The sequence below is a fragment of the Corynebacterium sp. Marseille-P4321 genome, assembly GCF_903645305.1.
Classification (GTDB): Bacteria; Actinomycetota; Actinomycetes; order Mycobacteriales; family Mycobacteriaceae; genus Corynebacterium.
On sequence record NZ_CAHJXO010000003.1, the window covers coordinates 107,124 to 121,375 of the forward strand.

The following is a 14,252-nucleotide window of genomic DNA, read 5'->3' on the forward strand; positions in this document are numbered from 1 at the left end:
CACATGAAAACCACAAACACCCCCGGCAGCATCTGGGCTACCCGTCCTCCCCGTCTGCCCCGATCGCAAGGCGGGAACGGAATCATCGGCGGCGTGTGCGCAGGCTTCGGCGCACGCTTCCAGATCGACCCGCTCCTTATCCGCTTGCTGTTCATCGCAACGAGCTTCGCGTTCGGCGGCGGACTCTTCCTCTACCTGCTGTGCTGGCTCAACATGCCCCGCTTAGGCCTCGCCGTGAGCCCGTGGGAGTCCCTGCAGGCGCCCCGCGAGCGGCTCACCAGCGCGGAGCGCAACGAGCGCGGCACCGCGTTCGCGCTCTGCCTCGCCATCGGCATCGCGTTCCCGGTGCTCGCGGTGCTAGGAAAGCTTTGGGCGACGCTGCTCAGCGCGCTTATCCTCGGCGCCGGCTGGTACCTCGCATACATGCGCAGGCCACAACCACCGGCAAGTTTGCTCCCTGGTGTTGAGGGAGAGGCGGATACTTCCGCACGTCCGTGGCTCTGGGTTCCGGCAGTACTCACCCTTGTTGTACTGAGCGTGGCGGCCACAGCGAAGTTCCAGGCGCACTGGTTCATTGTGAAAGAGGACAGCCCGCTTAACGACGTGAACGTATTCGCCGGGCCGGTCGTCGTAGACCTCACCGACATCGATCCGCTGGAGGAGGACGTGGCAATCGAAGTGCGCAACACATTCGGGCGGATCGACCTGCGGCTACCCAAGGACGTTCCCGTGCTGGTCACCTGCGATACCCTTGTTGGCGAGACTGACTGCCCGGCCGGCGAAGTCAATAACGGTGCCGAAGGCCACCGGCTCACCGTCGATTTACGTCAACGGGTTGGCAATATCCGCGCCTACTTCGTCGAGTGAAGTATGCAGCTGCATAGTCGCATGACAGGATATATAAGCTGCCCCGATAAACAGCGCGGGCCGACTATGCAGCTGCATAGTCGGCCCGTTACGCCGTTACTCCCACTCGATGGTTCCCGGCGGCTTCGACGTCACGTCGAGCACCACCCGGTTGACCTCCGCCACCTCGTTGGTGATGCGGGTGGAGATCGCCTCCAGCGTCTCGTACGGCACGCGGACCCAGTCCGCGGTCATGGCGTCTTCGGACGCGACCGGGCGCAGCACGATCGGGTGGCCGTAGGTGCGGCCGTCGCCCTGCACGCCCACTGAGCGCACGTCAGCAAGCAGCACGACCGGGCACTGCCAAATCTGCTCGTCCAGGCCGGCCTTGGTCAGCTCCTCGCGCGCGATGGCGTCGGCGGCGCGCAGGGTTTCCAGGCGCTCCTCGGTCACTTCGCCGATGATGCGGATGCCCAGTCCTGGCCCCGGGAACGGCTGGCGGTTCACAATCACCTCGGGCAGGCCGAGTTCGCGGCCGACGGCGCGGACCTCGTCCTTGAACAGGAGGCGAAGCGGCTCAACGAGCTTGAACTCCACGTCGTCCGGCAGGCCGCCAACGTTGTGGTGGCTCTTGATGTTCGCGGTACCGGTGCCGCCGCCGGACTCCACCACGTCCGGGTACAAGGTCCCCTGGACCAGGAAGTCGACGCTCTGCCCGTCTCCGGAATCCGCCAGGATTCCCGCGACGGCGCGCTCGAAGGAGCGGATGAACTCCGCGCCGATAGCCTTGCGCTTCGCCTCCGGCTCGGTCACGCCGGCCAGCTTGGAAAGGAACGCCTCGCGTTCGTCGACAGTGACTAGGTTGGCACCGGTCGCGGCCACGAAGTCGTTCTCCACCTGCTCGCGCTCCCCCTGGCGCAGCAGGCCGTGGTCCACGAACACGCAGGTAAGCCGGTCACCGATGGCGCGCTGCACAAGTGCGGCAGCCACCGCGGAGTCCACGCCGCCGGACAGGCCGCAGATCGCGCGCCCCTCGCCCACCTGCTCGCGTACCTGCTCAATGAGCTGGTCAGCGATGTTGGAGGCGGTCCAGTTCTGCTCCAAGCCCGCAATGTCGGTGAGGAAGCGGGTAAGCACCTGCTGGCCGTGCGGGGAGTGCATGACCTCCGGGTGGTACTGCACGCCGGCGAATTTGCGGGATGCGTCCTCGAACGCCGCCACGGGCGCGCCCGGGGTGGACGCGGTCACCTCGAAGCCTTCGGGCGCCTGGGTCACGGAGTCGCCGTGCGACATCCAGACGGGGTGGGTGGCCGACAGGCCGTCGTGAAGCTTGCCGCCCTTGACCTCCATCTGGGTGCGGCCGTACTCGCGCGCACCGGTTTTCTCCACCTTGCCGCCGAGCGCCTGCGTCATGATCTGGAAGCCGTAGCAGATGCCGAAAATCGGCAGCCCCAGCTCGAAAATCTCGGCATCAAGTTGCGGGGCGCCCTCCTCGTACACCGAGGACGGGCCACCCGAAAGCACGAGCGCGAGCGGGTTCTTCTCGCGGACCTCGGCGGCGGTGATAGTGGACGGAACGACCTCGGAAAACACATTGGCCTCGCGCACGCGGCGGGCGATGAGCTGCGCGTACTGGGCACCGAAGTCGACGACAAGGACAGGACGTTGATCGGTAGTCACGGCTTCAAATACTAGCCGATTGCTTATCGACGGCTCCCGCCCGGCACACAGAAACGCCGCGACTACGCAGATGGTCGCGGCGTGAAAGCTAGCGCTTACTAGCGCACTGCTGCACTGAGGCGGTCCAGTGCCTCACGCACCGGGTCCGTCGACGGCGCCTGCGCCAAGTTCTCCGCAGAGACATGCAGCTGGTGGATGGAGCGGTCAGCCGCATCCATAGCACGCTGCACCTCTTCCACCAGCGGCGCAACCTCGTCGCCCATGATGGAATCGGTCGTGTTCTGCGACCAACGCTTAATCATCTCAAGCGGAATCTTCGTCAGCTCCGTAATGGAGTTCACCTTCAGCTCCACACGGCGGCGGAACGAGGAGTGCAGGAACACCGCGTCGTCCATGTGGCTGACGTCGCCCTCAAGCGCGTCGACAAGCAAACGCATCGAGTCCGAGCGGTCCTCCTCCGTGGAGAACTGCGCAGTCTGCGCGGTGTGCAGACGAGCCAGAGCGATAGCCATGCGCGCGTTAGAGGTCTTCGCGTACAGCTCCTCGGCCACCTCGGCCAGAGACTGCGCGTTTTCGTCGATAATGCCACGCATCGTCGCCCACACCTGCAGCGGAGCGAGCAGCAGCGTACGCGACGCGCCCTCGGCGACGACGTTTTCCATCTCCGCCTTCACCTTGTTGGTCACCGCGTTCTCTTCCACCAAGGTCTCAGACGCCTTGCGTAGCTCTTCGGCCGCAACCTGAATCGCGGTCTGGATCTGCATGAACGAGTCGAGCTCGGAGTACAGCGCCTGCGCCGCGTCGTAGATCTCGCCTTCGCCCTCCGGTAGCGTGAAGCCAGCTTCCTCGCGGGCAGCAACCTCGGCCGGCAACGCATCGCGAATAAACGCGTCGTAGTCCGGCAGCAGCTCCCCCATGCGGGCGGCGCCGCGCACAGCGCGCTCGCGGCGGCCGACACCCTCGTCGAGCGCGGCGTGCTCAACGGCGTTCGCCTCCTGGTACACCTCGCCCGCTGCCGCGAACAGCTCCGTCATCGGGCGGGTACGCACCGAAAGGTAGCCCCCGTCCGGCAACGGGGTGACGGTGGCGAACACGTCGTAGGCCGAACCGCTCTTCGCCCTGTTGCGCACGTACGCAGCGAAGGGACGGCCATCCTCGATGGTGTCCCACATCAGCTTGAACGCGCCGCCGGGCATCTCCTCGTGGCGGATCAAGTTATGGGGTTTGCCGATCATTTCCTCGGGCGAATACTGCGCATGGCGAATGAACACCTCATTGACGTGGGTCATCACGCCTTTCGCGTCAGTGACGGAAAAGAAGATGTCGTTGACGCCAACCTCGTGGGACGGGCCCTCTGGGGCGTCTCGAAGTATCGTTACACGGTTGGACATAAGTGAACTTCAACCAATTCTGCGATTAAGAGCGGACACACAATTCGGCCTTTTGGAAAGACTTCAAATCAGTGTACCCGCATTTGGCCATAATTCTCCGTAATCCCCCAATTAGGTTGACTTCACCCCACGGTTCGGACGACGGACCATAGAGCACAACCCCGAGTGGGTGGCGCCTCGAAGCCCCAGAGGATTCGCTCGTTTCCACTCCACCCCGGGGAAACTGCGGGTGGGCTGCCTGGGATTGCCAGTACGCGCCACCGGCGGCGGCTTCCTCGGCGCCGGTAAGACCGCGGCCCAGCATAACGGCATCCGCACCGCAGGCCACCGCGACGGCGATCTCGCCCGCGGAGAGCTCGTCCGCATCGGCGAGGACATGCACGTAGCGCCCCTCCGTCTCATCCAGGTAATCCCGGCGCGCCGCAGCCGCGTCTGCGATTGCAGTAGCCATCGGCACGTAGATGCCGGTGTCGCGGACCATGTCGCCCGCGCCGACGATCACACCGGCCACGCCGGCGCGCATGAGGTGCAGCGCGGTGGAGTAGTCGTACACGCCTCCCGCAATCACCGGGACCTCGAGCGTGCCCACGAACTCCTTCAGGTTCAACGACTCCCCGCCCGGCTGCACGTGCTCGGCGGAGACCGTCGCCCCCTGGATGAACAGGATTTCCGCGCCAGCCTTGATGACTACGGGCGCAAGTTCGCGAGCGTTTTGCGGGCTCACGCGCACCGCAACGGTCACGCCTGCGTCGCGGACCTGGGCGATGCGCTCAGTGAGCAGGTCCGTGTCCAGCTCCGCTGCGTGCAGGCGCTGCAGCGTCTCGATGCGTGCCCTACTGGTACGCAGGAAATCATCGGCGTCTTCGTCAGCCGATTCAGCGCCGCCCGCGTTAAGCACCTCCTGCACGGCGTCCTCGAAGGAGGCATGCCGACCCCAGAGCCCCTCGGCGTCAATGACGGCTAGACCGCCCTGCTTGCCCATCTCGACGACAAACTCGGGGCTGGCAAGCGCGTCGGTTGGCCGCGCAATGAGCGGGATGTCAAAGCTGTACGCGTCGATGTGCCACGAAGTATCAACGTCCTTCGAGGAACGCGTGCGCCGCTTCGGCACGATGGAGATTTGGTGCAGGTCGTAGGCCTTGCGGGCCTCTCGGCCGAGCCCGATTTCGACGTAGTCACGCATTGGTCAAACGCCCCTTTTTAGCTGCGGTAGTTCGGCGCCTCGACGGTCTGGGTGATGTCGTGCGGGTGGCTTTCACGCAGGCCAGCTGCGGTGATCTGCACAAACTGCTTGGTTTGCAGCTCCTCGATCGAGCTCGCGCCGGTGTAGCCCATCGCCGCGCGCAGGCCGCCGACGATCTGGTGCGTGATCGAGTCCAGCTCGCCGCGGTACGGCACGCGACCCTCGATGCCCTCCGGCACCAGCTTGTCTTCACTGGTTACGTCCGCCTGGAAGTAGCGGTCCTTGGAGAAGGAGCGCTTCTCGCCCGTGAGTCCACGGCCCTGCATCGCGCCCATGGAGCCCATGCCGCGGTAGCGCTTGTACTGCTTGCCACCCACGACCACGATGTCGCCTGGGGCCTCAGCGGTACCAGCGAGCATGGAACCAAGCATTACTGTCGACGCACCGGCGGCGAGCGCCTTCGCCACATCACCCGAGAACTGCATGCCGCCATCCGCGATGATCGGCACGCCCGCCTGTTTCGCCGGCACGGCCGCCTCCATGATCGCGGTGATCTGCGGCGCACCCACGCCTGCCACGACGCGGGTGGTGCAGATCGAGCCCGGGCCGATACCCACCTTGATCGCGTCCGCGCCAGCGTCCACCATCGCCTGCGCCGCGCTGCGGGTGGCCAGGTTGCCGCCGATGACGTCGACACGCTCGCCGAATTCCTTCTTCACGCGCGCCACCATCTCCAGCACGCGGTTGTTGTGCGCGTGCGCGGAGTCGACCACGAGCGCATCAACGCCCGCCTCGACCAGCAGCGCCGCACGGTCGAAGGAATCCTCACCCGTGCCCACGCCAGCCGCGACCAGCAGGCGCCCGTCGGCGTCCTTAGACGCGTTCGGGTACTGCTCCGTCTTCACGAAGTCCTTCACAGTGATCAGGCCAGCCAACGCACCGTTGTCGGTGACGATGGGCAGCTTCTCCACCTTGTTCGCCGACAGCAGCGCAAGAGCTTCTTGCTTATCGACGCCCTCCCGGGCCACCACCAGCGGCATCGGGGTCATAACCTCGGAGACCTTCCGGTTGAAGTCCGGCTCGAAGCGCATGTCGCGGTTCGTGATGATGCCCACCAAACGCCCATCACCGTCCACCACCGGCAGGCCGGAGATGCGGAACCGGGCGCAGAGCTGGTCTACGTCGTCAAGCGTCATGTCCGGCGTCGCAGTAACCGGGTCGGAGACCATGCCGGACTCCGAGCGCTTCACCACGTCCACATGCTCCGCCTGATCCTGGGCGCTCAAGTTGCGGTGCAGCACGCCGATGCCGCCCTGGCGCGCCATCGCGATCGCCATACGGGACTCCGTCACCGTGTCCATCGCCGCGGAGGCCACCGGGATACCCAGGCGAATGTTGCGGGTGAACTGGGAGGCGGTGGACACCTCGGAGGGCACAATGTGCGATTCGGCGGGCAGCAGCAGCACGTCGTCAAACGTCAAGCCCCGAAGCGCCACCTTCTCCGGATCGTCCCCACCTGTCCAAACACGTTCTGCGGCCATCGACCTTTTCTCCTCTCCGCGGTTTGCTTTGCCGTACATGGTATATCGCCCCGCGACGAAGACGGTAGGCGGATTGGCCTACTCCCAAGCTCCTTGAATAGGCTGGGTCAGGTGAACTACGACGACATGATGCCACTGGACCCGTTCGCGGACGACCCCAACGACCCGGCATCCTTCATCGAAGACGACGAACCGGTGGAGCCACTGTCGGCCCAGGAGCGCGTTGAAGTCATCCGCGACCTCGCCCACGTGCGCGACGCACAGCGCCTGCTGAAGCCTCGCGGCATCCTGGGCATCTACTTCCAGTGCGACGACTGCGACCAGATGCACTTCTACGACTGGGAGATCATGGAGCAAAACATGATCGCCTCGCTGAACAACGAGCTGCCGCCGGTGCACGAGCCGAGCGCGAGCCCGAACATCGACGCATACGTGCCCTGGGATTACGCCATGGGCTACCTTGACGGCCTCGAGGGACGCTAGCTACTCCGTTCCGTTCGAGGAGCCGATTACGCCCACCGGAGGCGCCACCGACGGTGCGACGAGCGACTGATGCACCGACACCGGCGGGGCAGCCGGCTGAGACACTGGCTGGGGTGGCTGCACCGGCTGTTCCTGGTTACTCGGCGCGGGCGGCTGTGAGCCCTGGCTGGGCTGGCTCGGTTGCACCTGCCCCCTGGCCTGGCTGGCCCGGCTGGCCTGGCTGCACGGTCGGCGCTTGACCGGTACCTGGCGTCTGCGTGCCGGGTACCTGGCTCGGCACCGCGGTTTCCGGACGTGGTTCTGCAGGCACTGCTGCCGAGGGCTGCGGTGGCTCAGGCGCAGTCTTCGTCGTTGTCACATTGCGGGTCACGGTGACCACCACAGGGTCGCCGGACGGGCCGAGCCTTGGCACCTTGGTCTCGTTGATGGAGGCCAACAGAAGCCGAGCTTGCTCGAGCAGGTCGCGTGTGGCATCGGCATCGCCGCTTTCGCTCGCAGCCTCCAACTCATCCAAGGTGGTGGCCAGCTCCACCATTGTGGTCTCGCCCTTGTTCATAGGGCTGTACAGCGCTGATCCGGCGCCTACGATCGCCACGGAGGCCGCTGCCGCACCCACCAAGCCTGCAACCCACGGGTTGGTGGCGTAGCGCTTCTTGCGGGCCTCATCCAGCGACACCACGTCTGCGCCGCCTTCGTGCTCCCCCGGAAGCTGCGGCGCGTCTGGCATGGGGCGCTCCACGTCCTCACGCAACCCCAGCAGCAAACCGGCGAGGGGGTCACTGTCGTTCGAAGGGTCCTCGCCGCGCGCTAACGCGTCGAGGAAGAGGTCGTCGCTCTTCACTGAGTCGCCCCGTCGCTCACTCACGGTTGCCCGCCTTCCGGTTGCCTGCTCAAACCTGTGCCCAAAAATCGGCCATCATCCTGGCGTAGTTCCTCACGCAGCTTCGCTAATGCACGGTGCTGCGCCACACGTACAGCACCAGGTGTGCTGCCCACCGCTTCTGCGGTTTCTTCCGCCGTCAAGCCCACGAACACTCGCAGGATGATGATGTCCCGCGCCGTATCACTTAATACATCGAGCAACGCACGCACAGCGTTACTGCCTTCAATTGTAAGCGCGGCTTCCTCGGGTGTAACCCCTGCGTACTCGCGGTCGGGCAGTTCTTCCGTCGGGTGGGTCTTGTCGCGCGAATACGCCCTGTGCGCGTCTGCAACCTTGTTGTAGGCGATCCCGTACACGAACGCCATGAAAGGCTTGCCGGTGTCGTGGTAGCGCGGCAGAGCGGAAGCTACTGCGAGACAGATCTCCTGGGAGACGTCCTCAGGGGTGGGCATCCGTCCGCCGCTCATGCGTGCACGGGCGTAGCGCAGCACGCGCGGGTGGATGATCGCAATGATGCGCTGCATCGCGCGCTGGTCCCCGTTGGCAGCGGGCGAAACCAGCGAGGCGAGCTCATCGTCTTCATCAGAGCCGGAGCTGACAGGACCATCGTGGGTAGCTCTAGACCGCACCGCACCGTTTCCTTCCTTGCTCCGACGTGTAGGTTCCGCACTATCAAGCGCGGCAGATGCTTCATCATAAACCGTTTACCTGTCACACATCCGCCCACGGGCAACACCTGAATTTCGCAAGGAATTCACCAGCCCGTAACCTTTGCTGTCAGCCCAGCTCACATCTAATATTTTCACGCTAATCCGGGCAGAGGGTCATTCTGGGAACTACCTGTAACCGCCGATACACCCAGTGTTAACCCAAGGGAGCCAGACTTCGTTCTCGGTCATCACAGTTCAGAGATTTCTCGTTGAAGGAGCACTCTCCACATGTCTTTGCCACACACGCTTCCGGGCCCCAACGCCGACTTCTGGGATTGGCAGCTTCACAGCGCCTGCCGGGGCGAAGCTTCGGAGGTTTTCTACCACCCGGACGGGGAGCGCGGCCGTGCGCGCGCCCAGCGGGAGAACCGCGCGAAGGCAATCTGCTTCAACTGCCCTGTGCTCTCCCAGTGCCGCGAGCACGCGCTGCGTGTGGCGGAGCCGTATGGCATCTGGGGCGGCATGAGTGAGTCTGAGCGCCAGGCGGTGCTGCGTGGCGCTGCGGGCGGCATGAAGGTTGCCGCGGCTTCGGCCAAGTAGCCGCACATAGCGAACTCCCCGCGGGCATGTTGCTCGCGGGGAGTTTTTGGGCTTGTGTGCGCTTATCGACGCGCAAAGCGTCTAGTGCACGTGCCCGTCGCCTGCCGCCCGATCCTCGTCTTCGGCCGGTTTTGTCACCACGGACGCCTCGGTGGTGAGCACCATGCGTGCCACGGACGCGGCGTTGACCACGGCGGAGTGGGTGACCTTCACCGGGTCGATGATGCCCTGCTCGATGAGGTTGCCGTACTCGAGCGTCGCGGCGTTGAAGCCTTCGCCGTTTTGCATCTCGGCGACCTTGGACACCACCACGGCCCCGTCGAGACCCGCATTGTCGGCGATCCAGTAGGCGGGCTTGCTCAACGCGCGGGCGACCGCCAGCACGCCGGTTTTCTGCTCGCCGTCGAAGCCCTCGGCGAACTGCTCAAGCTCGGAGGCGATCTGCACGAGCACGGAACCGCCGCCGGCGATGATGCCCTCCTCAACTGCGGCACGCGCCGCGTTGATGGCATCCTCGACGCGCCGCTTGCGCTCGTTCATCTCGGTCTCCGTCGCCGCGCCGACGCGCAGCACGGCCACGCCGCCGGAGAGCTTCGCCAGGCGCTCCTCGGCCTTCTCCTTGTCCCAGGTGGAGTCGGTGGTGGCGATCTCGCGGCGGATCTGGCCGCGGCGCTCCTCCACCGCTTCGGCGCTGCCTGCGCCGTCGACGATGACGGTGTCGTCCTTCGTCACCGTGATGCGTCGAGCGGTGCCCAGCTGCTCCAGGGTGATGTCCTTCAGGTTCACCCCGACCTCCGGGTCGACCACAGTGGCCTCGGTGACCACCGCGAGGTCGTCCATGAACGCCTTGCGACGCTCGCCGAAGTACGGCGACTTCACGGCTGCGACCTTCAGCGCCTTGCGGATGGAGTTGACCACCAGCGCCTGCAGGGCCTCGCCCTCGACATCCTCCGCGATGATGAACAGTGGCACGGACTGGGACGCGGCCTGCTCCAGGATGGGCAGGAAGTCCGGCAGCGAGGAAATCTTGTTGCGCACGAGCAGCACGCGCGCGTTTTCGAGCACAGCCTGGCCGGAATCCGGGTCCGTCATGAAGTAGGGGCTCAAAAAGCCCTTCTCAAACGAGATGCCCTCGGTGAGATCGACGTAGGACTCGATGGACTGGGATTCCTCGACGGTGAGCACACCGTCCTTTCCCACCTTATCCATCGCGCCAGCGACCATTTCGCCGATTTCCTTGTCGCGGGAGGACACCGTTGCCACGTTGGCGATCTCCTCGGAGGAAGAGACTTCGGTGGCGCGAGCTTTGAGCTCCTCGACGACCTTCTCGGCAGCCGCCTTGATGCCCTTGTTCAGCTCGATCGGGTTGGCGCCGGCCGCGACGTTGCGCAGGCCCTCGGCCACCAGCGCCTGCGCGAGCAGGGTTGCGGTGGTGGTGCCGTCGCCAGCAATGTCGTTCGTCTGCACAGCGACGGACTTGACCAGCTGGGCGCCGAGGTTTTCAAACGGCTCTTCCAGGTCGATGTCGCGGGCGATGGTCACGCCGTCGTTGGTGACGGTCGGCCCGCCCCACGCCTTAGACAGGACGACGTTGCGGCCGCGGGGGCCAAGGGTGACCTTCACCGCGTCGGCGAGTGTGTCCACACCGCGCTGGATGCCCTCACGGGCCTCCTGGTCAAATGCAATGAGCTTTGCCATGTATGGCTACACCCTTTCTGCGTTACTTGCTTCGAAGTTACTTTTCGACGACGGCCAGCAGATCGCGGGCAGACAGCAGCAGGTACTCCTCGCCGCCGTACTTCAGCTCGGTGCCGCCGTACTTGGAGAAGATGACGGTGTCGCCCTCGTTGACGTCCAGTGCCACGCGGTTGCCGTTGTCGTCCAGGCGGCCCGGACCAACCGCGATGACGACAGCCTCCTGCGGCTTCTCAGCTGCGGAGTCCGGGATAACCAGGCCGGAGGCGGTGGTGGTCTCAGCCTCAGCGATCTGGACGAGGACCTTGTCTTCGAGCGGCTTGATGTTGACGTTTGCCATGATCAGTACCTGTACGTGACCTTTCGTAATTGAAGTCGTTGTTTACGGGTTCAAGGTGATTGAAGTTCAAGGTTTGTCAGGCCCAGCCGTCGTCGCGGGTGAACAACTGCGCTTCACACAACCTGGTTGGCACTCTACCTCCGCGAGTGCTAAGTCACAACAAAGCCGAGCGCACCACCCCGCGGGTAAAACGGGGTGCGCGCCCGGCTCCTAACTACCAGCTCAAACGGCCGGTTCTACGTAAGCGGGGTGCCCATGTTCAACACCGCGTTCTCCCAGAGCTGCCACTCTTCTTCGTTATCTTCGCGGTAGTTGCGCACGGCGCGGATGGACTGCTTGATTTCTTCCACGCTTTCGTCGTCAATGCTGCGCCCATCGCGGCCCAGGAAAATCACCGGGCCGGAGATCGCGCTCACCGGATCCTGCAGGAAGTTCGGGTTGTCGGTGGCCGCAGTGTTGCGAGCCATCGACGCCACCGGGTTCGGCGCGGCGCGATTGTCGCGCGCCTCAGGCGAGTAAAGCGCCTCGAAAATTTCGCCCTGGGTCACGAACGCCACCCGGACGTTCTCGCGCACCACGGGGCCGAGGAACTGGTTGGCGCTATCGATGTCGAAGACGATGCGGTGGTAAGTAAGGTCCGGGTTCACCAGGAACCCGAACCGCTCGCGGTCGCTGCGTGTGCTCATGTTGTTGGCCGGTCCTTTCGCGTAGGTGGGGTTAACCACCACCAAGGTAATGCGTTCAGGGCAGCTCCGCTCGGTGAGAACCCCGGCTACACCAGGGGCGTTTCCACCTCGAGGGAGGTATCCGTCGCTGCGGTGAGCGGAGACGCTTCGGCCCCCTCGTGGATGAGCTGGGACGCCAGCGCCGCGATCATCACCCCGTTGTCCGTGCACAGGTTGAACCGGGGCACGCGCAACTCGATGCCGCGCTCGGCGCAACGCTGCTCCGCCAGCTCGCGCAGCCGGGAGTTCGCCGCAACGCCACCGCCCAACAGCAGCACGTTCGCGCCGGTGTCCTCGCAGGCCATGACAGCCTTTGCGGTCAGCACGTCGCAGACGGCTTCCTGGAAGGACGCGCACACGTCGTCAAGCGCTACCGTGCGCCCCTCCCGCTCGGCCGCCTCGATGTAGCGCGCGACCGCGGTTTTCAGCCCGGAGAAGGAGAAGTTGTAGCGGTGCTCGCCGCGCAGGTCCTCGGCGCGCGACAGGGCGCGCGGGAACGCCACGGCATCCTTATCGCCGCGGGCAGCATGCTTATCGACGATCGGCCCGCCCGGATAACCCAACCCCAGCAGCCTGGATACTTTGTCGTAAGCCTCGCCTGCCGCGTCGTCAAGCGTCGTGCCCAACTCGCGCATCGGCTTGCCCACCGCATCCACCTCAAGCAGCTGCGTGTGGCCGCCGGAGACCAGCAGCGCGACCGAGTGCGGCAATTCCTCGCCCTCCAAATTCGCCACCGCGACGTGCCCGCCCAAGTGGTTCACGCCGTAAAACGGCACGCCCCACGCCGCGGCGTAGGCCTTCGCCGCGCTGGCGCCGACAAGCAAGGCGCCCGCGAGCCCGGGGCCCACGGTGGCTGCTACAGCGTCCGGCTTCTCAATGCCCGCGTCCGCCAGCGCCTTCTCCATCACCTGCGGCATCGCCTCCAGGTGCGCGCGCGAAGCGATCTCCGGCACCACCCCGCCGAAGCGCGCGTGCTGCTCCATGGAAGAGGCCACCACGTCGGCGAGGATGTCCATCGTGCCGTCGTCGTGAAGCTCGACGATGCCCACGCCCGTCTCGTCGCACGACGACTCGATGCCCAGCACCTTCATGTGTTCCTCCCTGCACCTGAATCGCGCTCGGTTTTGCGCCTGCGCATCATGGAATACGCGTCTTTTCCGGAGGCCTGATAATACTGCTTGCGCGTGGCCAGGGTAAAAAACCCTAATCGCTCGTATAGCGCGATCGCCGCATGGTTGTCGGTGCGGACCTCGAGGAACATCGGCCCGTCAAGCAGGTCGGCGGTGTGCGTGAGCTGCTCCATGAGCGCCCGTCCCAGCCCCCGGCCCTGGTAGCTCGGCGCCACGCCGATGGTGTGCACCTCGAACTCCGGGTCGTCGCGCGGGCCCAGCATTGCCAGCGCAGCGTAGCCCGCCATTTCCGGCTCCCCGTCCGCGTCTTCGGTGTGCTCGTCGAAGGCGCCCAGGTAGAAGGTGTGGGGCTGGGCGATCTGGCCAGCCACCACGTCGCGGGACCATGGGTTGTCGCCGGCGAAGAGCACAGCTTCGAGCTTGGCGACGTCGCCCGCGTCCTTCGGCGCCAACTCCCGGAAGATCATCGCACCGCCGGGGAGACGTCCACCGGCTTCGGCTCCACGGCATCCGGACGCCGCAGGTACAGCGGCACGAGCGGCTCCGGCTCGGAGGATAGGTCGGCTGCGGCAACAAGCCCGGCTGGCGAGGGCGCCATGTATGTCACCTCGTTGGCTTCCACGCTGAGCTGCTCAGCGAGCTGCGGCGGCACGCTGAGCACATCGACCGGCTCGGATGCGAGATCGGCTGGCTTGCACACGTCCGGGCCGGCTGTGCGCACGCCGTTTTCGTAGCGCGCCCAGTACACCTCGCGGCGGCGCGCGTCCGTGACCACTAGGGCGGAGCCGTCCAGCCGCGCGGCTACGGCGTCGTGCGTGCACACCCCGTGGACTGGGATGCCGAGTGCCTGGGCGAATGCCGACGCCGTCGACATGCCGACCCGCAGCCCTGTGAACGGGCCCGGGCCGCAGCCCACCACCACGGCGCCGAGGTCGCTAAACGCCACCCCCGCTTCGTCGAGCAGCCGCGTGGTCTCGGGCACCAGCGCTTCGTTGTGCGCCCTGGTGGCTACGGCCACCTCGGCGAGCGTGGTGCCTTGAGCGGTGTCCACGATGCCGACAACGAGATCCGTGGTGGCGGTGTCGATTGCAAGAACAAGCATGGG

The 14,252-nt window shown here is 65.4% G+C and carries 15 protein-coding genes; 3 read left to right on the forward strand and 12 right to left on the reverse strand.

The genetic code is table 11. The annotated features are described in order from the left end of the window. The first annotated feature begins 3 nt into the window (after positions 1-3). Positions 4-867, forward strand: a complete 864-nt coding sequence (locus HWX32_RS08845) for a PspC domain-containing protein (protein WP_175935582.1) — start codon at positions 4-6, stop codon at positions 865-867. A 96-nt stretch (positions 868-963) separates the two neighbouring features. Here the strand turns inward: HWX32_RS08845 and guaA are convergent, their stop codons facing one another. The 4 genes from guaA to guaB form a co-directional block, all read right to left on the reverse strand. Further along, positions 964-2,526 carry a glutamine-hydrolyzing GMP synthase gene (gene guaA / locus HWX32_RS08850; RefSeq protein WP_175935583.1) on the reverse strand — a complete coding sequence of 521 codons (1,563 nt, stop codon included), beginning with the start codon at positions 2,524-2,526 and terminating at the stop codon, positions 964-966. 98 nt (positions 2,527-2,624) lie between these two features. Then, entirely contained in the window at positions 2,625-3,917 is a 1,293-nt protein-coding gene (locus HWX32_RS08855; protein WP_175935584.1) for a PAS domain-containing protein, read from the reverse strand. 25 nt (positions 3,918-3,942) lie between these two features. Beyond that, a complete protein-coding gene (locus tag HWX32_RS08860; protein ID WP_175935585.1) occupies positions 3,943-5,100 on the reverse strand; it encodes a GuaB3 family IMP dehydrogenase-related protein in 1,158 nt (385 codons plus the stop codon). A 17-nt stretch (positions 5,101-5,117) separates the two neighbouring features. Next, on the reverse strand, positions 5,118-6,641 hold the full coding sequence (gene guaB, locus HWX32_RS08865) for an IMP dehydrogenase (protein WP_075467986.1): 1,524 nt from the start codon (positions 6,639-6,641) through the stop codon (positions 5,118-5,120). A 111-nt stretch (positions 6,642-6,752) separates the two neighbouring features. On the opposite strand from guaB, the gene HWX32_RS08870 reads away from it, so the two are divergent. Beyond that, a complete protein-coding gene (locus tag HWX32_RS08870) occupies positions 6,753-7,124 on the forward strand; it encodes a DUF5319 domain-containing protein (RefSeq protein WP_075467983.1) in 372 nt (123 codons plus the stop codon). A 136-nt stretch (positions 7,125-7,260) separates the two neighbouring features. On the opposite strand, the gene HWX32_RS08875 is transcribed toward HWX32_RS08870, so the two are convergent. Both HWX32_RS08875 and HWX32_RS08880 read right to left on the reverse strand, forming a co-directional pair. After that, on the reverse strand, positions 7,261-7,989 hold the full coding sequence (locus tag HWX32_RS08875) for a hypothetical protein (protein WP_175935586.1): 729 nt from the start codon (positions 7,987-7,989) through the stop codon (positions 7,261-7,263). Next, positions 7,986-8,636, reverse strand: a complete 651-nt coding sequence (locus HWX32_RS08880) for a sigma-70 family RNA polymerase sigma factor (protein ID WP_175935587.1) — start codon at positions 8,634-8,636, stop codon at positions 7,986-7,988. Before HWX32_RS08880 ends, HWX32_RS08875 begins: the two co-directional genes overlap by 4 nt. Positions 8,637-8,945: 309 nt before the next feature. Here HWX32_RS08880 and HWX32_RS08885 point away from each other — a divergent pair, with 309 nt between their 5' ends. After that, positions 8,946-9,257, forward strand: a complete 312-nt coding sequence (locus HWX32_RS08885; RefSeq protein ID WP_075467974.1) for a WhiB family transcriptional regulator — start codon at positions 8,946-8,948, stop codon at positions 9,255-9,257. A gap of 81 nt (positions 9,258-9,338) precedes the next feature. On the opposite strand, the gene groL is transcribed toward HWX32_RS08885, so the two are convergent. From groL to tsaB, 6 genes are all read right to left on the reverse strand, one after another. Continuing rightward, positions 9,339-10,955 (reverse strand): chaperonin GroEL, encoded by a 1,617-nt coding sequence (gene groL, locus HWX32_RS08890; RefSeq protein ID WP_175935588.1) that lies wholly within the window; start codon positions 10,953-10,955, stop codon positions 9,339-9,341. A 37-nt stretch (positions 10,956-10,992) separates the two neighbouring features. Continuing rightward, positions 10,993-11,292, reverse strand: coding sequence for a co-chaperone GroES (gene groES, locus HWX32_RS08895; RefSeq protein ID WP_075467969.1), 300 nt, complete (start codon positions 11,290-11,292; stop codon positions 10,993-10,995). 236 nt (positions 11,293-11,528) lie between these two features. Then, the gene (locus HWX32_RS08900; RefSeq protein ID WP_175935589.1) at positions 11,529-11,978 is read right to left on the reverse strand and encodes a hypothetical protein; all 450 of its coding nucleotides are present in this window, start codon (positions 11,976-11,978) and stop codon (positions 11,529-11,531) included. Between the two features lie 86 nt (positions 11,979-12,064). Further along, complete coding sequence (gene tsaD / locus HWX32_RS08905; protein ID WP_075467966.1) at positions 12,065-13,108, reverse strand: tRNA (adenosine(37)-N6)-threonylcarbamoyltransferase complex transferase subunit TsaD; 1,044 nt, start codon at positions 13,106-13,108, stop codon at positions 12,065-12,067. Further along, complete coding sequence (gene rimI, locus HWX32_RS08910; RefSeq protein ID WP_175935590.1) at positions 13,105-13,614, reverse strand: ribosomal protein S18-alanine N-acetyltransferase; 510 nt, start codon at positions 13,612-13,614, stop codon at positions 13,105-13,107. Before rimI ends, tsaD begins: the two co-directional genes overlap by 4 nt. Then, positions 13,611-14,249 carry a tRNA (adenosine(37)-N6)-threonylcarbamoyltransferase complex dimerization subunit type 1 TsaB gene (gene tsaB, locus HWX32_RS08915; RefSeq protein WP_175935591.1) on the reverse strand — a complete coding sequence of 213 codons (639 nt, stop codon included), beginning with the start codon at positions 14,247-14,249 and terminating at the stop codon, positions 13,611-13,613. The genes rimI and tsaB overlap by 4 nt, the downstream gene beginning before the upstream one ends. Positions 14,250-14,252: the final 3 nt, after the last annotated feature.

Coding starts and splice junctions, on each gene's coding strand:
- groL (WP_175935588.1), bottom strand. CDS start 10,955: ATGGCAAAGCTCATTGCATTTGACCAGGAGGCCCGTGAGGGCATCCAG.
- HWX32_RS08855 (WP_175935584.1), bottom strand. CDS start 3,917: ATGTCCAACCGTGTAACGATACTTCGAGACGCCCCAGAGGGCCCGTCC.
- groES (WP_075467969.1), bottom strand. CDS start 11,292: ATGGCAAACGTCAACATCAAGCCGCTCGAAGACAAGGTCCTCGTCCAG.
- tsaB (WP_175935591.1), bottom strand. CDS start 14,249: ATGCTTGTTCTTGCAATCGACACCGCCACCACGGATCTCGTTGTCGGC.
- HWX32_RS08885 (WP_075467974.1), top strand. CDS start 8,946: ATGTCTTTGCCACACACGCTTCCGGGCCCCAACGCCGACTTCTGGGAT.
- HWX32_RS08900 (WP_175935589.1), bottom strand. CDS start 11,978: ATGAGCACACGCAGCGACCGCGAGCGGTTCGGGTTCCTGGTGAACCCG.
- guaB (WP_075467986.1), bottom strand. CDS start 6,641: ATGGCCGCAGAACGTGTTTGGACAGGTGGGGACGATCCGGAGAAGGTG.
- rimI (WP_175935590.1), bottom strand. CDS start 13,614: ATGATCTTCCGGGAGTTGGCGCCGAAGGACGCGGGCGACGTCGCCAAG.
- tsaD (WP_075467966.1), bottom strand. CDS start 13,108: ATGAAGGTGCTGGGCATCGAGTCGTCGTGCGACGAGACGGGCGTGGGC.
- HWX32_RS08845 (WP_175935582.1), top strand. CDS start 4: ATGAAAACCACAAACACCCCCGGCAGCATCTGGGCTACCCGTCCTCCC.
- HWX32_RS08860 (WP_175935585.1), bottom strand. CDS start 5,100: ATGCGTGACTACGTCGAAATCGGGCTCGGCCGAGAGGCCCGCAAGGCC.